This is a genomic window from Nitrosospira sp. Nsp2, from assembly GCF_003050965.1.
Classification (GTDB): Bacteria; Pseudomonadota; Gammaproteobacteria; order Burkholderiales; family Nitrosomonadaceae; genus Nitrosospira.
This window is the reverse complement of record NZ_QAOU01000002.1, coordinates 428520-451302: the sequence shown is the minus strand read 5'-3', so window position 1 is coordinate 451302 and position 22783 is coordinate 428520. Positions and strand designations below refer to the sequence as shown.

The 22783-nt window shown below is 54.9% G+C and carries 23 protein-coding genes; 18 read left to right on the top strand and 5 right to left on the bottom strand.

Annotated features, from left to right (window positions below):
• Window positions 1-109 precede the first annotated feature (109 nt).
• From fliL to C8R31_RS06210, 10 genes are all read left to right on the top strand, one after another.
• Entirely contained in the window at window positions 110-598 is a 489-nt protein-coding gene (gene fliL, locus C8R31_RS06255; protein WP_107693183.1) for a flagellar basal body-associated protein FliL, read from the top strand.
• 4 nt (window positions 599-602) lie between these two features.
• Window positions 603-1580: a flagellar motor switch protein FliM gene (fliM, locus tag C8R31_RS06250; RefSeq protein ID WP_107693182.1), complete on the top strand. Its 978-nt coding sequence runs from the start codon at window positions 603-605 to the stop codon at window positions 1578-1580.
• Window positions 1581-1642: 62 nt separating this feature from the next.
• Entirely contained in the window at window positions 1643-2026 is a 384-nt protein-coding gene (gene fliN / locus C8R31_RS06245; protein WP_258192588.1) for a flagellar motor switch protein FliN, read from the top strand.
• A gap of 97 nt (window positions 2027-2123) precedes the next feature.
• Complete coding sequence (fliO, locus tag C8R31_RS06240; RefSeq protein ID WP_107693490.1) at window positions 2124-2639, top strand: flagellar biosynthetic protein FliO; 516 nt, start codon at window positions 2124-2126, stop codon at window positions 2637-2639.
• 34 nt (window positions 2640-2673) lie between these two features.
• On the top strand, window positions 2674-3399 hold the full coding sequence (gene fliP / locus C8R31_RS06235) for a flagellar type III secretion system pore protein FliP (RefSeq protein ID WP_107693489.1): 726 nt from the start codon (window positions 2674-2676) through the stop codon (window positions 3397-3399).
• A gap of 58 nt (window positions 3400-3457) precedes the next feature.
• Window positions 3458-3727, top strand: a complete 270-nt coding sequence (gene fliQ, locus C8R31_RS06230) for a flagellar biosynthesis protein FliQ (protein WP_107693180.1) — start codon at window positions 3458-3460, stop codon at window positions 3725-3727.
• Window positions 3728-3781: 54 nt separating this feature from the next.
• The gene (gene fliR, locus C8R31_RS06225; RefSeq protein WP_107693179.1) at window positions 3782-4588 is read left to right on the top strand and encodes a flagellar biosynthetic protein FliR; all 807 of its coding nucleotides are present in this window, start codon (window positions 3782-3784) and stop codon (window positions 4586-4588) included.
• Window positions 4589-4904: 316 nt separating this feature from the next.
• Window positions 4905-5996: a hypothetical protein gene (locus C8R31_RS06220; protein WP_107693178.1), complete on the top strand. Its 1092-nt coding sequence runs from the start codon at window positions 4905-4907 to the stop codon at window positions 5994-5996.
• A gap of 174 nt (window positions 5997-6170) precedes the next feature.
• Window positions 6171-6857, top strand: a complete 687-nt coding sequence (locus tag C8R31_RS06215) for a hypothetical protein (protein ID WP_107693177.1) — start codon at window positions 6171-6173, stop codon at window positions 6855-6857.
• Window positions 6844-8226, top strand: coding sequence for an alkaline phosphatase family protein (locus tag C8R31_RS06210; RefSeq protein WP_107693176.1), 1383 nt, complete (start codon window positions 6844-6846; stop codon window positions 8224-8226). Before C8R31_RS06215 ends, C8R31_RS06210 begins: the two co-directional genes overlap by 14 nt.
• A 30-nt stretch (window positions 8227-8256) precedes the next feature.
• On the opposite strand, the gene C8R31_RS06205 is transcribed toward C8R31_RS06210, so the two are convergent.
• Entirely contained in the window at window positions 8257-9450 is a 1194-nt protein-coding gene (locus tag C8R31_RS06205) for a pyridoxal phosphate-dependent aminotransferase (protein ID WP_107693175.1), read from the bottom strand.
• A gap of 91 nt (window positions 9451-9541) precedes the next feature.
• Between C8R31_RS06205 and uvrB the strand changes: the two genes are divergently transcribed.
• The gene (gene uvrB / locus C8R31_RS06200; RefSeq protein WP_107693174.1) at window positions 9542-11635 is read left to right on the top strand and encodes an excinuclease ABC subunit UvrB; all 2094 of its coding nucleotides are present in this window, start codon (window positions 9542-9544) and stop codon (window positions 11633-11635) included.
• A 40-nt stretch (window positions 11636-11675) separates the two neighbouring features.
• On the opposite strand, the gene C8R31_RS06195 is transcribed toward uvrB, so the two are convergent.
• The gene (locus C8R31_RS06195) at window positions 11676-12020 is read right to left on the bottom strand and encodes an NrfJ-related protein (protein ID WP_258192587.1); all 345 of its coding nucleotides are present in this window, start codon (window positions 12018-12020) and stop codon (window positions 11676-11678) included.
• A 215-nt stretch (window positions 12021-12235) separates the two neighbouring features.
• Window positions 12236-12754 (bottom strand): hypothetical protein, encoded by a 519-nt coding sequence (locus tag C8R31_RS06190; protein WP_107693172.1) that lies wholly within the window; start codon window positions 12752-12754, stop codon window positions 12236-12238.
• Window positions 12755-13725: 971 nt separating this feature from the next.
• Between C8R31_RS06190 and C8R31_RS16645 the strand changes: the two genes are divergently transcribed.
• On the top strand, window positions 13726-14781 hold the full coding sequence (locus C8R31_RS16645) for a calcium-binding protein (protein WP_107693171.1): 1056 nt from the start codon (window positions 13726-13728) through the stop codon (window positions 14779-14781).
• Between the two features lie 991 nt (window positions 14782-15772).
• The gene (locus tag C8R31_RS06175; protein WP_107693169.1) at window positions 15773-16576 is read left to right on the top strand and encodes a calcium-binding protein; all 804 of its coding nucleotides are present in this window, start codon (window positions 15773-15775) and stop codon (window positions 16574-16576) included.
• A 415-nt stretch (window positions 16577-16991) separates the two neighbouring features.
• Here the strand turns inward: C8R31_RS06175 and C8R31_RS06165 are convergent, their stop codons facing one another.
• Window positions 16992-17198 (bottom strand): hypothetical protein, encoded by a 207-nt coding sequence (locus C8R31_RS06165; RefSeq protein WP_258192586.1) that lies wholly within the window; start codon window positions 17196-17198, stop codon window positions 16992-16994.
• A gap of 200 nt (window positions 17199-17398) precedes the next feature.
• Here C8R31_RS06165 and C8R31_RS16500 point away from each other — a divergent pair, with 200 nt between their 5' ends.
• The 3 genes from C8R31_RS16500 (at window position 17399) to C8R31_RS06155 (ending at window position 19686) form a co-directional block, all read left to right on the top strand.
• A complete protein-coding gene (locus C8R31_RS16500) occupies window positions 17399-17743 on the top strand; it encodes a glycosyltransferase (protein WP_258192585.1) in 345 nt (114 codons plus the stop codon).
• Window positions 17740-18081 (top strand): hypothetical protein, encoded by a 342-nt coding sequence (locus C8R31_RS16495; protein WP_258192584.1) that lies wholly within the window; start codon window positions 17740-17742, stop codon window positions 18079-18081. The genes C8R31_RS16500 and C8R31_RS16495 overlap by 4 nt, the downstream gene beginning before the upstream one ends.
• Before the next feature lie 321 nt (window positions 18082-18402).
• Window positions 18403-19686 carry a SulP family inorganic anion transporter gene (locus tag C8R31_RS06155; protein ID WP_258192583.1) on the top strand — a complete coding sequence of 428 codons (1284 nt, stop codon included), beginning with the start codon at window positions 18403-18405 and terminating at the stop codon, window positions 19684-19686.
• Window positions 19687-19729: 43 nt separating this feature from the next.
• Here C8R31_RS06155 and C8R31_RS06150 read toward each other — a convergent pair whose 3' ends face one another.
• Window positions 19730-20653, bottom strand: a complete 924-nt coding sequence (locus C8R31_RS06150) for a LysR family transcriptional regulator (protein ID WP_107693166.1) — start codon at window positions 20651-20653, stop codon at window positions 19730-19732.
• A 138-nt stretch (window positions 20654-20791) separates the two neighbouring features.
• Between C8R31_RS06150 and C8R31_RS06145 the strand changes: the two genes are divergently transcribed.
• Window positions 20792-22261 carry a ribulose-bisphosphate carboxylase large subunit gene (locus tag C8R31_RS06145; protein WP_107693165.1) on the top strand — a complete coding sequence of 490 codons (1470 nt, stop codon included), beginning with the start codon at window positions 20792-20794 and terminating at the stop codon, window positions 22259-22261.
• A gap of 23 nt (window positions 22262-22284) precedes the next feature.
• On the top strand, window positions 22285-22719 hold the full coding sequence (locus C8R31_RS06140) for a ribulose bisphosphate carboxylase small subunit (protein WP_107693164.1): 435 nt from the start codon (window positions 22285-22287) through the stop codon (window positions 22717-22719).
• The last annotated feature ends 64 nt before the right edge of the window (window positions 22720-22783 follow it).

Here is a 22783-nt window from a genome sequence, read left to right as displayed (position 1 = left end):
CTCGAAAGCCTGAATTAGGGAGATGGCAAGTCTTTTACCGTTTGTTTCCCGCACTGCTTAAGGATTGTTCGCCTGATAATCACGCCAACTCTTCGCAACAGGATGCGTCATGGCAAGTAGACCGAACAAACCGGGTAAGGAAACGAACGATGGCAAGGCGGAAAAAAAATCCGGAAAGGCAAAGCTGGTCATTATTATCTCGACGGTGTTGTTGCTCGTCGGGGCAGGGGGGGGCGCTGCATGGTATTACGCCCGGGGCAGCAACGCGGCTCCCGTCACGAAGACACCGGTCTTTCTAAGCCTGGAAACGTTTACTGTCAATCTGGAGCCGGAGAACAGCGATCAACATCTCCAGACCAATTTGACCTTGAAGGTTGGGGATGACGAAGCGGTGAACACGATCAAACTTCACATGCCGGAGGTACGCAATCGTGTCTTGTTGCTGCTCTCCAGCAAGACAGCCTCGCAGGTGGCCTCAGTAGAAGGAAAAAGGAAACTCGCCTCCGAGCTGGCCGCCGAGATAAACCAGCCATTCGGCGAGGGAGGCAAGGGCCAGGCGGTTGAAAGCGTGCTTTTCACTTCCTTCGTCATCCAGTAATTCCGTGAGCAACGATTTTTTATCCCAGGAAGAGGTAGACGCCCTGCTCAAAGGCGTGGGTGGCGGGCCGGTTCCAACTCAGCAAAGCGCCCCTTCCTCCGGGTTCCGTCCTTACAATCTGGCGACGCAGGAGCGGATTGTACGTGGACGCATGCCGACGCTCGAAATCATCAACGAGCGCTTCGCGCGTCTCTTGCGCCTGGGCTTGTTCAATTTCATGCGCCGTAGCGCGAACGTCACCGCCGGGCCTGTCAAAGTCATCAAATTCAGCGAGTTCGTTCGGCATCTTACGGTCCCAAGCAATTTGAATCTGGTGCATGTCAAGCCCTTGCGGGGCACGTCGCTTTTTGTATTCGACCCTGTCCTGGTATTCCTGGTCGTCGACAGCCTGTTTGGTGGAGATGGCCGTTTCCAGCCAAAGACGGAGGGCCGCGATTTTACCCAGACTGAGCAACGCATTATCCAGCGCCTGCTTAACCTGGTGTTTGACAGTTACGGCAAGTCCTGGCATCCGGTGTACCCGATCGAATTCGAGTATGTGCGGGCTGAAACGAATACGCAGTTTGCCAACGTCGCGACCCCGAATGAAGTCATCGTCACGACTACTTTCGAGGTCAACTTCGGCTCGGTGGTCGGTGAAATGCATATCTGCATGCCTTACTCCATTCTCGAGCCTATCCGCGACCTGCTGTCCAGCAGCGTTCAGGGCGAGGCGCTGGAAGTGGACAAACGCTGGGTTAGCCGGTTGTCAAAACAGGTGCAATCGGCTGAGGTGACGATGCTGGTCGATCTGACGCATGTTCAAGTCAGACTCGACCAGATACTCAGCATGCAGATCGGTGACATTATTCCGCTGGATATTCCCGACGTTGTGACCGCCAGCGTCGATGGGGTCCCGGTAATGGAGTGCCGCTATGGGATTTCCAATGGCCGATATGCGCTTCGTATGGAAAAGATACTCGCATCGGGGATGCACGAATGAATCCAGACGAGCGTCGTAACCTTTCGAAACGGCCTTTTATAAACAATCCCGAGGAGACAAACGTGTCCGTCAAGGAATCAAAAGTTGCATCCCGTAACGAGCACGGAACTGCCAAAACCGAGCCTGCCGATGCGTCAGCCTCGGTGTTCCAGGAATTAACAAGTCCGCAAAAGGTGCCGGCCCACAACGACATCGACATGATCATGGATATTCCGGTCCAGCTTACCGTGCAATTGGGGCGTACCAAAATCGCTATCAAGAATCTGCTTCAACTGGCGCAAGGTTCGGTCGTGGAACTCGACGGTCTGGCGGGCGAGCCAATGGACGTGCTGGTAAACGGGTACCTGATCGCACAGGGCGAGGTGGTGGTGGTCAATGAGAAGTTCGGCATCCGTCTCACCGATATCATCACGCCGAGTGAGCGCATTCGCAAGTTAAACCGCTAGGGTGTGGAAGGGCCAGAATTTTCCGGGGAGGAGTGCAGCCAAAATTTTCCTTCCCAGTAACGCTTCCCATGCTTTTCTCTCGAACGACCGCAATGAAATGAATTTTTCCTCCTGCACCGGCGCCACGCCCAGCCATCACCGTCGGGTTGCGCAACCAGAAGCTCTTCTGGCTGCCTTAACCACCTGTCTCTTCTATCTTTCCGGTCTGCCGGCGGTTGCCGCGGGCGCCACGGCGGCCACCGCGGCGGACGGCGGCGCATCCGCAACATCGGGGGGCATGCTCCAGGTTATGCTTGGGCTGGGACTGGTGCTCGCGCTTATTGCGGGTTGCGCGTGGCTGCTCCGGCGTTTTGGCGGATTTCAGGCAAGCAGCGCTGGCGCTGTCAAGGTCATCGGCGGTTCGCCCGTGGGTCAGCGCGAGCGCGTGGTGCTGGTGGAGGTGGCCGATACCTGGCTTGTGATCGGCGTTGCACCGGGAAGCGTAACTGCTTTGCATAGCATGCCCAAAGGCGACATCGCGGAGCAAGAGAACAATACCGGGCCGCGCCCGAACTTCTCCCGCTGGCTCAGGCAGGTAAAAGAGAAACGCGATGCCGGGCAGCATATTGGATAAGCGCGCTTTGTTCGCGAGCCGCGCCCTGCCGGGCATGACATTAGCGGCATTGCTGCTCGCCGCTTCGGCGGCCGCGCTGGCGCAAACCGGCTTGCCCGCCTTCACGAGCACACCCGCTCCGGGAGGGGGGCAAAACTACACGATCAGCCTGCAAACGCTGCTGCTGCTCACATCCCTTACTTTTCTGCCGGCGGCGCTGTTGATGATGACGGGCTTCACCCGCATCATTATCGTGTTATCACTATTGCGCCAGGCGATAGGAACCCAGTCGTCACCACCCAACCAGGTGCTGGTGGGCCTGGCGCTGTTTCTTACATTTTTTGTCATGGGTCCCGTGTTCGACAAAATTTACGAGGATGCCTACCAACCATTCGCCGATAACAAGATCACGATGACACAGGCACTGGAAAGGGGAGCCGCACCCCTGAGAGCCTTCATGCTGAAACAAACCCGGGAAGCGGATCTGGCACTGTTTGCAAAACTTGCCGCCATTCCACAGCTTAACGGTCCGGAGGATGTCCCCCTGCGGATACTGGTGCCGGCTTTTGCAACCAGCGAACTGAAAACCGCGTTCCAGATTGGCTTCACGGTATTTATTCCCTTTCTCATTATCGATATGGTGGTGGCCTCCGTGCTGATGTCCATGGGCATGATGATGGTATCCCCTGTTCTGGTGGCGCTGCCGTTCAAGCTCATGCTGTTCGTACTGGTTGATGGCTGGCATATGCTGATCGGTTCCCTTGCGGAAAGCTTTTATTAGGGGCGGCGCATAAGCCCGGTTATTTACCCGTTAATTTCACCAAACTGAAGAGAAGACAATGACCCCTGAAAGCGTGATGACCCTGGGCCAGAGGGCCATGGAAGTAACCCTGATGATTTCGGCTCCACTGCTGCTGGTTGCGCTGGCTACCGGTTTGCTCATAAGCATCTTTCAAGCCGCGACACAAATCAACGAGATGACATTGTCCTTTATTCCGAAATTGCTGGCACTGTCCGTGACCTTGATCCTGGCCGGGCCATGGATTATTTCCGTGATGGTCGACTACATGCGGGAGATTCTGGAAAGCATTCCGGCGGCGGTGGGCTAGCGGCCGGCCCCCCTGTAATCCGAGGCTTTTCCGGCTGGCTCCCCCATTCTTCACATGATCACCCTCGGCTCCGCTGACCTCAATGCCTGGCTAACCGCCTTCCTGTGGCCATTCGCTCGCATTATGGCGTTGTTAGGAGCGGCGCCTGTGCTTGGAAACATGGCGACGCCCACGCGGATAAAGATCGGACTAAGCGTGATGATCGCGCTGATTATAGCGCCCACGATCGGGGCGCTGCCGAAAGTCGAACTGGCATCACCGGAAGGGCTTTTTGTGCTGGGGCAGCAGGTTCTGATTGGTTTGGCGATGGGCTTTGCGATGCGTATCGTGTTTAGCGCCGTCGAGATGGCCGGGGAGATCGCGGGGTTGCAGATGGGCTTGGGTTTTGCCACTTTTTTTTCTAGCGGTAATGATGGCAGCACGCTGGTAATGGGAAAATTTCTTGGCCTGTTGGCGACGCTTACATTCCTGTCACTGGATGGCCATTTGCTCATGCTATCCGTGCTGGCGGAGAGTTTTACCGTTTTCCCCATTTCCGCCGAGCCATTCTCCGGCGGGGGATGGAAAATACTGGCCGATTGGGGAGGCAATATTTTTCTGGCAGGTCTCCAGCTTGCACTTCCGGTGGTGGCGGCATTGTTGATCGCCAACCTGGCGCTTGGCATACTTACTCGCGCTTCCCCCCAGCTCAATGTCTTCGCCATCGGTTTTCCCATCACCCTGTTCGTGGGTATGGTCGCCTTGATGTTGTCGCTCCCCTATTTTGTTCCCGTGATCGAGCGGCTGATCGAAGAGGCGCTTCAAACCATGCTGCAGGTCGCGGCCGCCGCCCGCGCGAATCTCCCCCCGGCCTCGCCGTGAACTGCAACGCCACGCCACAGCCGGAAAGCCGAAGCCTCAGATAGCTTGTCCAGAGGCGCAACGACGTCGGCCAATTTCCAGAGTCGCGACGCTCGAGGTCTACCGTGACAGCCGACAGCGCATGCCATGCCCGTCGTTCCCTGTTATTTCCCCAACGCGGACAGACTGCCTGTGTATTTTTAGGGAAGAAAAAGTTGGGTGCGTGATTGAATTTTTCTGAATTGCTGCTAAAGTAGATGAAAACAAATGAAAATAAACGTCACCTCCCCCTACCTGCCGCGCGCTTTGGCGTCGCCCCGTCCCCATGGAGCCGGATATGCCTGCACTTGACCACTCGACGTTCATTCGGCGCCTCACGGGAAAAAGCATCGACACGCACCAGTTGCGGAGCGCTTACCCGGACCTGGATCTGAGAAGTATCGATGGTAATGGAGTCATCAATGGAACCACGCCGAACCTGGAAAGATTATGGGAGATCATCGACAATTACGACCACGACGGCAACGTCAACACCATCTCCGATCAGGCGGCACTATCCATTGCCGAGTGGCTATTCAGCAATACCGCAAGTCCCGTTGCCTCTGAAGATGGGCGGGTAAACTGGAGGGAACTCGCGGAACACGGCGACAAAAGCATTACCGAAAATAGCAACGCACATAAGACCGCTATTGAAAATACCGGGGTAGGGCTTTATTACGGCGACCATTCCCCGTTTCATGATTCCATATTAAGAGGCGATCACCGCGCCCTGCAAACACAGTTAGATGCCATGAGCCTGGGCAACTGGAGACTGGACTCGTTTGAGCCGGGGTCGGTTATCCTGGAGGATGCGTCGGGGGGGAGCGCTCGTGTCCGCGAAAGCTCGTGTATCGGATGGGTGATTGAAAATGTCAAAGCGGCGTATGAAGGCGCGGGCCTTGGGGCGCGCTTTAATGAAATCAATAGTAGGGTAAAGGAAGCGGACCTGCGCGGAACCGTCCTGTGCGAGGAGTTGCAGAAGGATGGCTGGACGGCGGTGTTTTATTGCCCGCGTCCGGCCGATGATCTTGCCGGGTCCGGGGAGCGGGAAAAACTGGGGGCCCTCAACATGGCGAAGGCTGGGGCCCGGGTGTGGAAATCGCCGGTGCCGGGATCCACAGGGGTCCGCTGCGACGCTGTGATCGCCGGGTACCGCGACGTGCAGCCGGACGACAGGACGGCTGCTCTGTTGGAGAAGCTGGAGAGGGTGCCTTTTTTTGTGGGCGTTGCAAACGGTGGGATTCACACCTTTGTGGGACACAGGGGGAGCGTGTGCGATTTCCATTGGACGGCGCAGCCAGATGACAAGGACGCGATGACCGAGAACCCCATCCGCCAATGGAAATGGGACACGGGACTTTATATGGTGCCGCCCGGGTACTGGGCATAGCGCCCGGTCCCCCGTCTTCTTTCCTTCTCGTCTGGGGCCTTCGTGCATTCAAGGTTACGCATCCTTGCGCACTTCATCCTCTGTCTTATCCATGGCCTGCATCGGCTGGGGGCTCTTAGTTGATTTCAATGGTCTTGCAATAGTCTTGCTGAAGCGGAGGAAGCGGCGAAAATTATGATTGACGTCAGGCGAGACGGGTCCACCCTGTTGCCCCGACATGAGCGGCTTCTGGTCCTGGCTATGCTGTGCATAACGCCGTGGATGACGGGCTGTGCCCAAATCAAGTCGTTCTCGGTCGCCCCAAGCACCGTATGCCCCGGAGAGACGGTCGAGATCAATTGGACGGCTTCGGATAAAGTAACCTTGAACGCATCTCCTCCATTGGCGGGAGAAGGAGAAGGGCCGGCGGAAGGGCGGCGCGCTCTCGCTCCCGAACGCAGCACCCGGTTTACGCTGACGGTGCCGGGTTTGCTCAAGGGTGATCAACGCGAGTGGGACGTTCACGTCATCCCCCGCCAAAGCGACCGGTTGCTGGGCGGCATCGCGCGCTGTGACGACGCCCGGTTCGTGACCACGTCGTTCACCATTGAACAAACAGCCATGTCTTCCCGGGCCCGTGTAGCATCTATCGCCAATCGCTACGACCGTGCGCTGATTGTCATCAAGGACGACATCGTGGTCGAAATTCCTTCACACGGCGCCACAGACCGGTTCAAGACCGTGCCCCTTGTTGGCGCCTGGGTGATTCGTACCCCGGTGGCGCAGAACGAGACTTGCGATACGGCGCTTGATGCTGTCAGCGGGCGGCTGACCATAAAAACAGTCATGAGCTGCGGAGAGAGCGTGCATGGCGATCCTTGACCAGATACAGACGATCGTCATCGTGATGTTCGAAAACCGTTCTTTCGACAACGTTCTGGGGCACCTCAGCATGGCGCGCTTCGGCAATAGAAAGGATGTCGAGGGGTTAATCGATCCAGAGACCAATCTCGACTATACGAATTTTCTCGATGGGCAAGGCTATCAGCCGTTTGAATTGACAGACGGGTCTCTGCTGCATGATCTTCCACATAACAGGGTTCTTGTAGAGGCTCAGCTGGGCAAGGCGGGTGCCCGCTACACGATGAGTGGTTTTGCGGATGCCTATTTCCGTCATACAGGCAGCAAGGTGGCGGATCCTCCCTCGATGGGTTTTCTCGCGGCCGCCGCAACACCGATGTCGAGTTTTCTGGCTGCGCAATACGCCGTGTGTGACCATTGGTTTGCGCCGCTCCCAACCGATACGCAGCCAAACCGCGCCATGGCCTACAGCGGGTATGCCCCGATTGACAATACCAAGCCTCGTCCTATTCCCATCGTTCCGGGCAGTTTCGTCTTTGAATGGCTGAATGCCCGCAACGTTAGCTGGCGGGTCTATCACTGCGGCATTTCCTTTTTCGCGCTCTTCGACCAGCTTCATGAAGAAGTGCTCGGGCCCAATTTCCGCAGTTTCCGGCACTTTCCCGCCGACATGGAAGCTGAATCACCGGGCCAGATGCCCAGCGTGATATTCATCGAGCCCGAGTACAGCGATTCGCCCGTCCATTTCGGCTGGACCCCTAATGACAATCACCCGCCGACGGCAATGGGCCCCGGGGAGAATTTTCTGAGGGATATATACAAGCTCCTGACAAAGGATGGCGATAAATGGAAGCGCACCCTGTTGCTGGCTATGCATGACGAGCACGGCGGGTTCTTCGATCACGTTTCACCGCTCGCTATTTCGGCTCCGCTTCCGCCAGGCGCGCTTTATCAGGTCCCGTTCGAGAGCACGGGCCCAAGGGTTCCCGCCCTTGCCGCATCGCCGTGGATACCGCCCGGCACGGTGTTCAAGGGTTCGATGGACCATACGTCCATATTGCAGTTGCTGGCGGAAAAGTTTGATGGCACGCCGGATTACAATGAAGAGGTGGCGCGCCGGCGGGAATCGGGGATACAGAGCGTTTCGGCACTGCTGGACCAGGCCCTCGACAGGCCACGAGCTGATGTCCCGTCTCCACCGGAAGATACCATTGTCAGTCCGGTAGCGCTGAAACCGGCGCTCGAGCCGCAGACCGATAGTCAGCAGGCCTTCACTGTTGCCGCGAAAGAACTTTTGGCGCACGACCGCAAGCGCGCGCTGGAGAAGTACCCCGAACTCGTCCAGTTGCCGGAGGAACCAGCCCCCGCTGCACCAAGGGCACCCCACTGAGCCAAGGTAACCGCGCCTTTAATTGACCCTTCAGGCCAGCGCCTTGGCGATACGGCTCAGCGCATTTTCCAGATTGGTCATCGCGGTCGCGAAGGAAAGACGGATGTACCCTTCGCTGCCGAACGCCGAGCCCGGCACAACAGCGACGCCGCCGTGTTCCAGCAGATATTCGCTTAACGCGATGTCGCTGCTCTCGTTGATGACGCCCCTGGACCTCAAATTTCCGATCGCTTCCCGGACATCGGCAAACGCGTAGAATGCGCCTTCCGATAGCAGGCACTTAATGCCGGGTATCGCATTAAGCGCATCCGTCACGAACCGGTTGCGTTCCCTGAATGCGGCCACCATGGGGGTGATACAGGACTGATCGCCCGTAAGGGCAGCTTCGGCGGCCGCCTGCGAGATGGAAGCGGGGTTGGAAGTGCTCTGCGACTGGATGTTCTCCATAGCAGTAATGATATGCGGCGGGCCACCGCAATAGCCAATGCGCCAGCCCGTCATCGCGTAAGCCTTGGACACGCCGTTCAGCACCATGGTCCGGTCGTATAGGTCGGGACAGGCGTTAAGGATATTTACGAATTTTCCTCCCGAAAGAAGAATATGCTCGTACATGTCATCGGTAGCGATCAGGATATGGGGATATTTACCCAACACCTCACCCAGCGCTTTAAGCTCGTCTAACGAATAAACGCTGCCGGAAGGATTGCTGGGGCTGTTGATGACGAACATCCTGGTCCTGGGGGTGATGGCTTTTTCCAGTTGCGCCGCGTTTATTTTGAACCCCTGCTCGATACCGGCGTCAATGATGACTGGCTTGCCTTCGGCAATCAGGACAATGTCGGGGTATGAGACCCAGTAGGGCGCGGGGATGATGACCTCGTCGCCCGGGTTGATGACGGATAGCGCGAGATTAAAAAAACTCTGCTTGCCGCCGGACGAAACCAGAATTTGCCGGGGAGTGTAGTCAAAGCCATTCTCACGCTTGAATTTGGCAATAACGGCATTTTTCAGACCGGGGGTCCCACCCACTGCGGTATATTTGGTGAAACCCTTGTTAATGGCGGATATGGCCGCATCTTTGATGTGCTGAGGGGTGTCGAAATCCGGTTCGCCTGCGCCAAGCCCGATAATATCCTTGCCTTCCGCCTTGAGCCGGGCTGCGCGCGCAGTGACGGCGAGCGTAGGAGAAGGTTTGATGGACTGAACGCGTTTTGAGAGATTCACGATAGGATCCTTGCACCCATGCGAGCTAAGCCCGCGTGATAAAATTTGAAACGAAAAAATTTTTGAAAAATAGAGCCCGCGAATTATACCCGTGATCGTTACCTTCCCCAATAGTCCTTACAAACTGCACCAAGTGTTCGAGCCGGCCGGCGATCAACCAGAAGCGATTGAAAAGCTGGTGGAGGGGGTAGGGGACGGACTGGCGTTCCAGACCTTGCTGGGAGTGACCGGTTCAGGCAAGACCTTCACCATGGCCCATGTGATTGCACGACTGGGTCGCCCGGCGATTATCATGGCTCCGAACAAAACCCTTGCCGCGCAGCTTTATGCCGAGATGCGGGAGTTCTTCCCGGAAAACGCGGTCGAGTATTTCGTATCGTATTACGACTATTATCAACCCGAGGCATACGTTCCCTCGCGCGACCTCTTCATCGAAAAAGACTCCGCCATCAATGAGCACATCGAACAAATGCGGCTTTCCGCCACAAAGTCGCTGCTGGAACGCGATGACGCGATTATCGTTGCCACGGTTTCATGTATTTACGGGATAGGTGACCCGGTGGACTATCACGGGATGATCCTGCATCTGCGTGAACACGAGAAAATTACCCAGCGCGAAGCTATACAGCGTTTGACGGAAATGCAGTATGAACGCAACGATTTCGAATTCGCTCGCGGTACGTTCAGGGTGAGGGGAGACGTGCTCGATATTTTTCCGGCCGAAAGCTCGGAAACCGCGGTGCGGGTATCCCTGTTCGATGACGAAGTCGAGAGCATGACACTGTTCGACCCACTTACTGGCCGGGCCCTACGAAAGGTGTCGCGCTATACGGTATATCCTTCCAGTCACTATGTCACTCCGAGGAGCACTACTTTGCGGGCCATCGACACAATCAAGGCGGAGCTAAGGGACCGCATAGAGTTTTTTCACCAGCACAACAAACTGGTCGAATTGCAACGCATCGAGCAGCGCACCCGTTTCGATCTGGAGATGCTTAATGAACTGGGTTTCTGCAAGGGGATCGAGAACTATTCCCGCCATTTGTCTGGAAAGCTGCCTGGCCAGCCGCCACCCACTTTGATGGACTATCTCCCGCCGGGCACGCTGATGGTCATCGACGAAAGCCACGTCACCATTCCGCAAATTGGCGGGATGTATAAGGGTGACCGCTCGCGCAAGGAGAACCTGGTGGACTACGGCTTCCGTTTGCCTTCGGCGCTTGATAACCGGCCGCTGCGGTTCGATGAATTCCGGCAAATTATGCCGCAAACGGTGTTCGTTTCCGCGACGCCCGCAGAGTTTGAACGTGTGCATAGCGGCCAGGTGGTGGAGCAGGTGGTTCGTCCGACCGGGTTGGTGGACCCGCAGATCGAAATTCGCCCCGCCAGCACACAGGTGGACGACCTCATGTCGGAAGTCCATCTGCGCACTGCGCAGGACGAGCGGGTACTGGTTACGACCTTGACCAAACGTATGGCCGAGGACCTGACGGACTACTTTTCCGACCATGGGATCAAGGTGCGCTACCTCCACTCCGACATCGATACAGTGGAACGTGTGGAAATCGTCCGGGACCTTCGGCTCGGCAAATTTGATGTACTGGTGGGCATCAATCTGCTACGCGAGGGGCTGGACCTTCCGGAAGTATCGCTGGTTGCCATACTTGATGCCGACAAAGAAGGCTTTCTCCGTTCCGAGCGTTCGCTGATACAAACCATCGGCCGCGCCGCGCGTCATATTAACGGCAAGGCGCTGCTTTATGCCGACCGGGTCACAAATTCAATGCGGCTGGCTATGGATGAAACCGAACGGCGGCGCAACAAACAGGTGGTGTTCAACCAGGAACGTGGCATTACGCCTCGCAGCGTGCATAAACGCGTCAAGGATCTGATCGACGGCGTTTACAGCATGGAAACCGCCCAACAGCAACTGAAAGCGGCGCAAGTTCGAGCGCGTTATGATGCCATGAGCGAAGTTCAGCTCGCCAAGGAAATCAAGCAATTGGAAAAGCAAATGCTAGCCGCCGCGAAGAACCTCGAGTTCGAGCACGCTGCGGAGTATCGAGACGAGATAAAGAAGTTAAAAAACAAGCTCTTCGTTGGATTTGTTGAACCAGAACCTGAGGTAGATCAGTCGGACGCAGTCAGAACCCACACCAAGCGAAGAGCTGCTCCTTCACATTAATTTTCAGCTAGTTGCAATGTGTCGTTAAGGTAAATTCTCTTTAGTTAACGACCGTTGCTGAATTAACGAAAATGATCTGATCAAAGGTGCGGTTGAGAGTTTTACTGTTGAAATTCTTCATCACCAGACTCTGCTCGAAACGCACTCGATCGCCGACCTTAACGCGGGTGGTCGGAGCCGCAATCCAGAACTTTTTTTCAGTATTCGCAATCTCCATGTACGTATATCCAGGCGCGTCCAGGGTGGAAAGAACCTTGCCTTCATTCGCCGCCATGCCAGCCGCTGCATTTGCACTGTTAGCTGCGGCTTTCTCCGCCAGCGCATGAAGGGGGCTCAGGGACGCGAGCCCTATGAAAAAAGCCACTGCCAATTGAGTTGTTTTCAAATCCAGCCTCCGTTCGGTTGAATATTTTTCAGAGCCGGCATAATACACCGCTAATCCCGCAACTCCAACAATGCCAATGGGTATACGCCTGCCCGGGGGTCAGGCATCAGGTCTCCAGATGGCCGTCGATACGAGCGGGAGAACCAAGCGTGCAAGCACCGCAAGAAAATCGAATAGGGTTACTGCTATAGTTTTCAGCCGGACGCCGCCATCTTTCAAGGCGCGCCCGTCCAGGGGTCAGCGGTGCGGCGCTCACTTCGGGAACTGGAACTGGAACCGGAACCGCCGGGGTCTGTTCGCGGATCGAACATAAGAAGGGACGGCGCCGAGCCATCCAGCAGGGTCGGGGAGCCCGGGATCTGGCGTTGCATCATCGTGATGCCGGGAGCCAGGGTGTTGGAGGATATCGATTCGGCAGTGAGCCGTTCCTGTTGTCTTTGAAGCACATTGCCGCTCATTCCGGCCTGGTTGTGCTTGTTTGCGCAATAGGCTGCGCCTTCCGCTGTGCTGCGGCCCGCTTTCTGCTCCCCGGCTTCACAAGCCAGTTTTTGATACACGGACATGAACGCGGATGCTTCCTTGTATTTTCCCGCTTTCATCAACTCCTTGACATGTAGTTGTGCCTCGCGGAAGCGGTTTTCAGGATCGCCTTGCTGATAGAGGGGAGGAGGATCGACGGCATGGGCGGAGCTGGTAATCAAGGCCATGAAAACGGTCAGGACTATAACTCTCATGTCTTTTCCTTCCATTGAGGGCGGGTTCTGGAATTATAGAACGGTGTTTTCAGAAAAAAAATAGCCTGCGTTGAAAATACGCATGCGCCGGGTTCGATTTCCATATTGCCTGGTTGTTGCCAGCCGGCTAACCATTCGAATAGACAGGCAGGCATCCGAACGATATGTGCCTTGGCACGGCGTGCACGGAAATGAAAAAGACCCGGCAAGGAGTAGTTGGCCTATGCCGGGTCAGTGGCACCTACTACAAGAGGGAGAAAAAAGTAGGTGCCTGCATTATTCTGGCCGATGCGCTTCGAATGCTCTGTTGCCCATCGCACATAAGATGAATTAATTGGTTCGTCGGCTTAATTCACTCCCGGGATTTGCGCATAATGTATATTATGTTAAATAAGCGATCGAAAATCTTCAAATGGATCCTGATTGGAAGAATGGATTCCGGATTCGCTGCTTCGATTTCAAGCTCCTCCATCTCCTCCCCGAATCCCGTGCCTCGGAGCCATCCGTATAGAGTTCTGTCTCCCTTATCGCGATTAAGCCAGTTTCATAAAGCGACGCCAGCTCGTCATTGTTTCTTATCTGTTCTCGCCGCATTGCGACCCAACGGTACCGCGTAAAGAAATATCTCAGACTCGTCCAGTTTGTCTCTGTTCGACGACACCGCTAAGTGTTTGTGATCAAGAGAGAAAGGTGTGCTGCGGCAAATAACCGCGCAAACCTGTCGTTGACATACGTCACCGTAGGGCCCGGAATATTAAGGCTAAAAGGGCCTGCCTGAATCTCTTCCTGTCGTAGCAAGATGACACCTGTTGCTTTAAAAGCAGCCTCATTGTCATCAATCAAGTGGCTGTTTCTATAGCAAATTTTATCCAGGCATAGATCATGCGTTCCCTACTTCCGCAAGAGGGAGGAACGAGAGGGAGACGAGCTGGAAAATTAAAATTTTATTTTTAACTTCGAGGAAATCAATCATGGCAAATTTTTTTGGAACTGCTTTTAACGACAGCTTTACCGGCAATGGCAACGACGACAATATTTTTGGACAAGGCGGTAACGATACCCTGTCGGGAGCGGGTGGAGAAGACTTTATCGTCGGGGGAAACGGTAACGATCTTCTAAATGGTGGGAATGGTGACGACGTCCTTAAAGGTGAAAATGGTACCGACACCCTTAATGGCGGGAATGGCAACGACGACCTGGACGGCGGCAATGGGAACGACGATCTGAACGGGGGGGCTGGCAACGACAACCTGGTGGGAGGAGATGGTGGCGATGACCTGGTTGGCAACGATGGCAACGATTACCTGAACGGGGGCAATGGGAACGACGACCTGACCGGGGGAAATGGGAACGACAATCTGTATGGTGCAGATGGTAACGACGACCTGGACGGCGACAATGGCGACGACTACCTCTATGGCGGCGATGGCAACGACACCCAGACCGGGGGGGATGGCAACGACAACCTGAATGGAGGAAATGGCAACGACAATCTTAGCGGCGGCAATGGAGACGACGCGTTGTTCGGCGGGAATGGAGGAGACACAATCGCCGGAGGCAACGGGCGCGATTTTCTCCAGGGTGGCGATGGTAACGATAATCTTTCCGGAAACGCAGGTAATGACGTATTGCTCGGCGATGACGGAGATGACACGCTTAGCGGCGGAGCAGGCCGTGATATTCTGATCGGGGGCGCCGGCCAGGACGATCTCACCGGAGGCGCCGGGTTTGACTGGTTCGTTTACGCCCTGACGACTGACAGCCCGCAGGGCGCTGGGATGCGCGACGTTATCACCGACTTTGACGGCAATGGGGGTGGCGCGGGGGATGAGATTAATCTTTCTGCCATCGACGGCAATTTGAATGCGGGCGGACATCAAGCGCTTACCGCCGGTCAAGTGACGTATAACACCGGCAATGGGAATTTGAATGTCAACGTGATCGGTGATCCTGGTGCTGTCGATTTGCAAATCAGCTTGACGGGCGCTCCTGCCGTTAATCTTGCAGACGATATAATTCTTACGTGATAAGGGTTTTTTGGTGATCCACGCACGATTCTGACAATAGAAGGGGAAAAAAGTGGGGGTCAGACGCAAATGGTGCTCTAATTGCAGAGCACGAGTATGTGGTCTGACCTCCATTCATTTTCTTGCCAGGAAAAGTTTTTTTGCTGTATTCATCAGGTTTATTTACGAGTTGCCGCCATTCCACTTTCCTTATGACGAGGGTTGCCCGGACGAAGGAGACTGCTTTGGGCGCATAACCTGCCGCTTCTAACTGTAGCTTCTAACGGCGTTTCGACGTGCACAACCTATTGCCGAGCAAACGCTTTTACAGATTCCCATACGCCCTTCTCTTCCCTCTTCATCCGCTTCAAGCCGGGCCCGCAACCTTCCGGCTCACATCCCCGGTTATATACCTTTGCGCAACCTGATCCGGCGGCCGCTGGCGTGGCCATCTTGAGCAGAGCTATACCATATCCTTTCAAAATTGATTGAAGAATCGAGAAATCCTTGCGGACGCTAACGACATAGCGGCTAACGATATGCGACCTCTACAATGAGCAACATCCTACAGCGGAGTTGCTGCTCTCCGCTAATCAGTCCCATCTCCGCCTGTTCCCGTCATGCATGATCCTGAGCGGGAACAGGAAAAAATTGAAGGAAGCCTATCTCAGGCTCGTCAAAATCGTCGCGATTTGACGACAAAACTAAGGCTTGGCTTTCATTGCGGAAAGACCATACTGGCGTTAAGCAGTAGAAGTCGGTCTCCCTTGGGAGACAAGCAAAGGTTGTCGAAATCAATGACCAAAGGCGCGGCCTGAATCTGATCCTGTCGTACTAAGACGACATGGATTGCGTTAAAAACGGCCTCATTGTCATCAATCAACGGTTTGTTCTTCAGAATATTGTTTCTAGGCATAATTCCTGCATACCCCTAGTTTCACAAGAGGGAAGTCACGAGAGGGAGCAAACACAAAAGTAATGTAATCTTTAATCTGAAGAGAGGAAGACAACCATGGCAAATTATTTCGGAAATGGAAGCAACAACACTTATCCCGGCACGGGCTCCAAAGATGTAATCTTCGGCTTTGGCGGCAACGACACCCTGCGGGGAAACGGCGGCAATGATTTTATCAGTGGCGGAAATGGCGACGACAAGTTATACGGGGACGCCGGTAAGGACACGCTTAAGGGAGATGTGGGTAACGATCACCTGTACGGGAACGCTGGCGATGACAACCTGAACGGCGACACCGGCAACGACGATCTATATGGGGGGATCGGTTACGACAACCTTAATGGCGGGAACGGCAATGACAGGCTTTACGGCGAGAATGATGACGACGTTCTGTTTGGCGGCGCCGGGAACGACACGCTCGACGGCGGGAACGGGAACGATATCCTCGAAGGCGAGGGTGGCAACGATAATTTTAACGGTAATTCGGGCGATGACGTTTTGATTGGCGATGCGGGGGATGACTACTTTAAGGGCGGCGGCGGCAAGGACATACTGGTAGGTGGACCGGGCTGGGATAAATTTGACTACGATTCCCAAAACGAGAGCCCTAATAATTCCAGCCGCGACATTATTGTCGACTTCGATGGCAGTGGGAACAACGTAGGCGACATGATCGACCTTTCAGGCGTTGACGCCAACGCCAGCATGGCGGGCAACCAGGCGTTTACGCTCGGCCAGCTGTCCTACTCAGGGGGAGTACTGACCGCAAATATATCCGGTCCCGGGGGCGATCTTCAGATTCAGTTGAATGGCAGTCCTCCCCTCGATCTATCGGGGCCCTCGATAGACGTAGTTCTTTAAAACAAAAGCAAGTCAGAAATAAAATAAACCCAGGTCAGCGTGCACTCTCGGGCCCATGTGCACGCTGGCATATCGCGGCCGTTTTTCCGTCTGCACGTCCGTTTGCGTTGTGTGCTCTCGCCTTGCGAGGCGCCCTCACGCTTCTGCATCGCGCTTACTTGCAACGAGAGGATGCCTCTCTCCTTCAGGGATTCATCACCCTCCCCTAAACTTATCAAAGCGGCAAATGCCATATAACGGATCCGGCATGTGCCTGGCTACGGTCTTTCGAAGTAGACGAATGAATCCAGCACTTGATTTTTTTGGCTCAGTAAAAGAGATGTTAATTTAGGATTGGAGAAAACGCGGCGCAACCATGCTTCCTATTCCAGGCTCGAAATCGCGCCGGCTGCACGTGTGGCTGAACAGCTTTTCCTCAATTGCCAATAGCCTTTTTCTCCCCGGGCGAGGATGGCCATTTTGCAAAGGCAATAATCCATAGGAGAACCAGGATGCCTCCCGGAATCAGGGAGAGCAACGAGAGGCCGGGCTTGAAACCGGCCCGCTTGCAGATCCTCCAAAATGGCACGACGAAAAAGATGGTTGACGCTATCAGCCATTGCAGTATCGCAAATTCACCCATATTTCCTCCTCAAGCGGCAATGCTCCGCTCGGTTGCCCACTATACATTACAGTGCCTGCTGCCGTAATTTCCGCTCCAGGTATCGGTTTGTCTTTTGCCTGAGCTATCCATTTTGGCGATAATGGCGGTTTCCGATTCCGCGCGGAAGCCGTTCTTTTATGCATCTCTCGATTATTATCCCGGCCTTCAACGAAGAACGTATGATAGTACGCTGCCTGGAATCTATTTATATATCACTGGATGCAAATCACAACCCCGGTTTTACTTCCGAAATCATTGTAGTAGACAATAATTCCACGGACGGCACCGCCCATCTGGCCAGGGCGGCAGGCGCGCGGGTCGTATTCGAGCCCATCAACCAGATCGGGCGGGCGCGAAACGCCGGCGCGGCTGAGGCACAAGGCGAATGGCTGATGTTTATCGATGCGGACAGTATTCTAAGTCCCGGTTTGCTTTCCGAGATTTTGCGCCTGATTGAAGACGGCAACAGCGTGGGATGCGGCAGTACCTGCGTATGGAAGGATTGCCGTGGTGGGCGGACTTGACGCTAAAATTATGGACCGTGACGTCCGTTGTATTTCATTGGGCCGCGGGGGCCCTGGTCGTGTGCCGCAGTGATGCCTTTCGTGAGATCGGCGGCTTCAACCAGGAACTCTACGTTGCTGACGAAATTACACTGAGCCGAAAACTGAGACAGTGGGGGCGGCAACGCGGCCTTGAGTTCGTCATCCTTACAAGGTTTCCGCTGGAAACATCGCCTCGCAAGGTAGTGCTCTACTCCGCCGGTGAGCTTTTTGGCCAGTTTTCTCGGGTACTTCTGAACCCGCGCTGGTCATTGCGCGACAAGAAGCAGCTACCGATCTGGTATGATGGGCGTCGTTAAAACCAAAAGCGCGACACGACCCCTGCGCTCGTCGATTTGTAAGCATTCGCAAAGACGAGGTGTGATAAAGCTTGAATCACCGCGTAGCGGAGTACGAGATGGCGAGTTGGGCAGACGCTCGATCACCGATCAATACGAAACTTGCTCCCTGAGTCTTCGGTCCATCTTAAACCAGAGGGTAAACATTACCGTTAAGGCTCGGTCATGAGCTGCTGCGCAATGTGCTAACCAGGAGAACGTGTTATGTCGGCTATCCGCGTGAAACACCCCTCCCCCTACCTCCACTGAGTTTTCGCGAGTACAACCGGAAAACCACACATCTTGGCAATCTCCCGATCAACATCGGCGGCCTTTCAGAGTAAATACCTCGCTCGTGACGTCCAGGCTGGAGTCATAACCGGCGCAATGGCGATTCCCCTGTCCGTGGGAATCGCGCTGATGTCCGACTTTCCTATCAAGGTGGGCCTCGCGACCGTTGTGTTCGCATGCTTCATCGGCTGGGTTAATGCGTTTATCAGGCCCGGCAATTTCATCGGCGTGCCCGGCATTGCGGCAGGGCTGGCCCCCTTGCTTGCGGTGGGTGTCGAGCGGTTCGGCATGGAAAACATGCCTTTCCTCATCTTATTGACGGGGATCTCGCAGGCGGTGATATGGAAATTCAACTGGCAGAAATACATCTTGCGGGCGGTGCCGGGCTACCTCGTTGAGGGACTTCTGGCGGGAGTAGGAATGACCATCGCGGTGCGGTTCCTGGCTTTTACCTATGAGATACCGGCCGATCAGGAGTCACCGGAGACTTTCTGGAACGCGGCCCGTGCCCGGATGGTGCTGATCTCCCTGGCCGGTCTTGTATTGTTTGTATATCTGTTCTCCATCTTCAAGGATACAAAGCCGGCCCTGCCTTATTTCCTGTTGATCGGTGCGAGTATCGTATTGGCGCAGTTTCTGCCCGTGTCGATGCTGCACGTGGATGACGTGGAGCTTCGGTTTGTTCTCCCAATGCCGCATTTCAGCGAGGGATTGACCTGGGTTTATGTAATCGGGTTTGTCATTATTTTGACCGCCGTCAATGTTATCGAACAGGTGATGAGCAATGCCGCGATCGAAAAAATCGATCCTCTGGGGCGCACTTGCAGCAATAACAACAGTCTGTTCTCCATCTGGATTGCGAACATCGGCTCAAGCTTCTTCGGGGGCATGACCAACCTGGACGGGCTGGCGAAAAGCACCTCCAATGCCCTGGCGGGCGCCATGACCAAGTTTTCCATCCTGGTCATCGGTATAGTCGTGGCGTTCTTCGTCATGAACTCGCAGTACCTGGAGTATCTGCCGAAGTTTTCCCTCGCGGCCATCATGATTTTCACCGGCTGGAAAATGATTTCCCGGCTTTGGAACGTTGCCTACCATGGCCAATACGCCATGATCCTGGCTATTGCCTGCAGCCTGATGGTATACAAAGTTGGCATCTTCGAGGGTCTGCTGACCGCGATTGCCGTGCACGGCCTGGTCAACTACCTGGTTTTCCACCAGGCGGGCAAAATTCCAACCAAGGTGATCATTAAAAAATACATGAAGAAATTTTCCGGGGACGAAGGTATCGATTAAGAAAATGGCAAGCCCCGATCGAGGATTCGCCGTGTGGCGTTTTTCAGCTTTTTGCGGACGTTATCGCCGGCATTAACTGACGTGCCTCCGTCAGCAAAAACTCCCTGAATGCCCGCGCGGCACTTGAAAGCCTCTTGTTTTTGCGGTGTACCACATGCCAATGACGCATGATGGGAAAATCCTGCACCTCAAGCACCCTGAGCCGTTTTGTTTCAAGCTCCAGCTCGACGGTATGCAGCGACATAATCGCAAGTCCCATCCCCGCCTGTACCGCCTGCTTGATGGCTTCGTTGGTGTCCGTTTCCATGCCTCTGTTGATGCTGATATGGTGTGCGGTAAAAAAGCGCTCCATCGCGCTGCGCGTGCCGGAACCCGGTTCCCGCACCAGAAAAGTTTCCTGCTCCAGTCTTTTGACCGGAATCTCGCGAGCGCAACATAATGGATGACCTGGCGGCGCGACCACCACGAGGGGGTTCTCCATGAACGATTGGGTCGCGATGTCAAGATGACCCGGGGGGCGACCCATGATCGCGAGATCGGTCAGATTGTCGGCCAGTTGCTTCAGCACGGTTTCGCGGTTCGAAACGTGAAGACTTACCGTGACGCCACTGTAGCGCTGACAGAACTTTGCCAGCAGATGCGGCGCAAAGTAATTGGCAGTGCTGACCACGGAGATATTGAGCTTTCCCCGTTCCAGCCCCTTCAGTTCGTCAAGGGCGAGCTCCATGTCAGCCAGTTGCTGGGAGATGGCACGGCTGTAGTGGTAAAGTTCGTTTCCGGCATCCGTCAGGTAGATTTTCTTGCCCATCTGTTCAAACAGGGGCAAACCGACGTTGTCCTCCAGTTGCTTGATTTGCATCGAAACGGCGGGTTGAGTCAGAAAGAGCTCCTCCGCCGCGCGCGAGAAGCTCAAGTGGCGGGCAACCGATTCGAATACTTTGAGTTGCCTTAGCGTAACGTGGAGCATGGCTTCCGAGGCGATCGATTATGAATGTTCATAAGGTAAAGGTTATCATAACAATCAAAACATGTGACTTGTATTTATGATAATTCGGTTTACAATCTCTCCTGTTTCACCTTTATCTACCGTCACAAGGAGAACCACATGAGCCAAGAAATAAAAGGCAAAGAGCGCTACAAGTCCGGCGTAATTCCGTACAAGAAAATGGGGTATTGGGATTCGGACTATGTTCCGAAGGATACCGATGTTATTGCCCTGTTCCGTATTACACCCCAGGAAGGGGTAGATCATGAGGAAGCCGCCGCTGCTGTAGCCGGCGAATCTTCCACCGCGACCTGGACCGTGGTATGGACCGATCGGCTGACTGCTGCCGAACTCTACCGTGCCAAGGCCTATCGCTCAGAACTAGTGCCAAATACGGGTCCGGGAACTAAGAACGAAGCCCAGTATTTTGCCTATATCGCCTATGATCTGGATCTGTTCGAGCCGGGTTCCATCGCCAACCTGACCGCTTCGATCATCGGCAATGTATTCGGTTTCAAGGCTGTGAAAGCGCTGCGTCTGGAAGATATGCGCATCCCCGTCGCTTATCTGAAAACATTCCAGGGTCCCGCGACCGGCGTCGTGGTGGAGCGCGAACGTCTCGACAAGTTCGGCAGGCCTCTGCTGGGCGCAACGACCAAACCGAAGCTGGGCCTCTCCGGCCGCAATTACGGACGCGTTGTGTACGAAGGCCTGAAGGGCGGTCTGGACTTCATGAAAGATGACGAGAATATCAATTCCCAACCCTTCATGCACTGGCGTGACCGTTTCCTTTACTGTATGGAAGCGGTCAACAAGGCTTCCGCCGCGACCGGCGAAGTCAAGGGCCATTACCTGAACGTCACCGCCGGTACAATGGAAGAGATGTACGAGCGGGCTGAATTTGCCAAGTCCCTTGGCTCAGTCATCATCATGATTGACCTGGTGATTGGCTATACCGCGATCCAGTCCATGGCTAAATGGGCGCGCAAGCATGACATGATTCTTCATTTGCACCGCGCTGGGAACTCAACCTACTCGCGCCAGAAAAATCACGGGATGAATTTCCGCGTCATTTGCAAGTGGATGCGGATGGCAGGCGTCGATCACATTCACGCCGGCACGGTGGTTGGCAAGCTCGAGGGCGACCCGCTGATGATCAAGGGCTTCTACGACACCCTTCGCGAGCCGCATACCCCCGTGAGCCTTGAAACTGGGCTGTTCTTCGAACAGGACTGGGCTTCCCTGAACAAGGTCATGCCGGTTGCTTCGGGCGGCATTCATGCTGGACAGATGCACCAGCTGCTGGATTACCTCGGCGAAGACGTGATACTGCAGTTTGGCGGCGGAACCATTGGTCATCCGATGGGGATCCAGGCCGGCGCGGTTGCCAACCGTGTTGCGCTGGAAGCAATGGTTATGGCACGAAACGAAGGCCGCGACTACGTGAAAGAAGGTCCCCAGATTCTTGAGGCAGCGGCCAAGTGGTGCACGCCGCTCAAACAGGCGCTGGATACCTGGAAGGATATCACCTTCAATTACGAGTCCACCGATACAGCCGACTTCGTGCCATCCACGACAGCGAGCGTTTAATCGTACCTAGGAGAAACAGAATCATGATGACCAATTTTCAAAACCGTGTCACGCAGGGGCAGTTCTCATTCCTGCCCCCGTTGACAGACGTTCAAATCTCCGCGCAAATCAAATACGCGCTGAAAAACAATTGGGCAGTCGGTATCGAGTACACTGACGATCCCCATCCCCGCAACACTTATTGGGAAATGTTCGGCAACCCGATGTTCGATTTGAAGGATCCTGCCGGTATCCTGGCTGAGATCAACGATTGCCGCAAAACGTACCCGAATCATTATATCCGGGTAACCGCGTTTGACTCGACACGGGGAGTTGAAAGCCCCACCATGTCTTATATCGTCAATCGTCCGAAGAACGAACCGGGCTTTAGGGTGGTGCGCCAGGAAGTGGATGGCCGTGCCATTCGTTACACGATTCATTCCTACGCAACGGATAAACCCGAAGCCGAACGGTACTAACGAAGGAAGCGCCCTTCCCTTTTTTGGGGGAAGGGCGTTGGTCTGGAGCGCAGGTAACGATTTG

Coding starts and splice junctions, on each gene's coding strand:
- C8R31_RS06150 (WP_107693166.1), bottom strand. CDS start 20,653: ATGCTCCACGTTACGCTAAGGCAACTCAAAGTATTCGAATCGGTTGCC.
- C8R31_RS06175 (WP_107693169.1), top strand. CDS start 15,773: ATGGCAAATTATTTCGGAAATGGAAGCAACAACACTTATCCCGGCACG.
- C8R31_RS06190 (WP_107693172.1), bottom strand. CDS start 12,754: ATGAGAGTTATAGTCCTGACCGTTTTCATGGCCTTGATTACCAGCTCC.
- C8R31_RS16500 (WP_258192585.1), top strand. CDS start 17,399: ATGATAGTACGCTGCCTGGAATCTATTTATATATCACTGGATGCAAAT.
- C8R31_RS06145 (WP_107693165.1), top strand. CDS start 20,792: ATGAGCCAAGAAATAAAAGGCAAAGAGCGCTACAAGTCCGGCGTAATT.
- C8R31_RS16645 (WP_107693171.1), top strand. CDS start 13,726: ATGGCAAATTTTTTTGGAACTGCTTTTAACGACAGCTTTACCGGCAAT.
- fliP (WP_107693489.1), top strand. CDS start 2,674: ATGACATTAGCGGCATTGCTGCTCGCCGCTTCGGCGGCCGCGCTGGCG.
- C8R31_RS06165 (WP_258192586.1), bottom strand. CDS start 17,198: ATGGGTGAATTTGCGATACTGCAATGGCTGATAGCGTCAACCATCTTT.
- C8R31_RS06215 (WP_107693177.1), top strand. CDS start 6,171: ATGATTGACGTCAGGCGAGACGGGTCCACCCTGTTGCCCCGACATGAG.
- fliR (WP_107693179.1), top strand. CDS start 3,782: ATGATCACCCTCGGCTCCGCTGACCTCAATGCCTGGCTAACCGCCTTC.
- C8R31_RS06210 (WP_107693176.1), top strand. CDS start 6,844: ATGGCGATCCTTGACCAGATACAGACGATCGTCATCGTGATGTTCGAA.
- fliQ (WP_107693180.1), top strand. CDS start 3,458: ATGACCCCTGAAAGCGTGATGACCCTGGGCCAGAGGGCCATGGAAGTA.
- fliL (WP_107693183.1), top strand. CDS start 110: ATGGCAAGTAGACCGAACAAACCGGGTAAGGAAACGAACGATGGCAAG.
- C8R31_RS06220 (WP_107693178.1), top strand. CDS start 4,905: ATGCCTGCACTTGACCACTCGACGTTCATTCGGCGCCTCACGGGAAAA.
- C8R31_RS06140 (WP_107693164.1), top strand. CDS start 22,285: ATGATGACCAATTTTCAAAACCGTGTCACGCAGGGGCAGTTCTCATTC.
- fliO (WP_107693490.1), top strand. CDS start 2,124: ATGAATTTTTCCTCCTGCACCGGCGCCACGCCCAGCCATCACCGTCGG.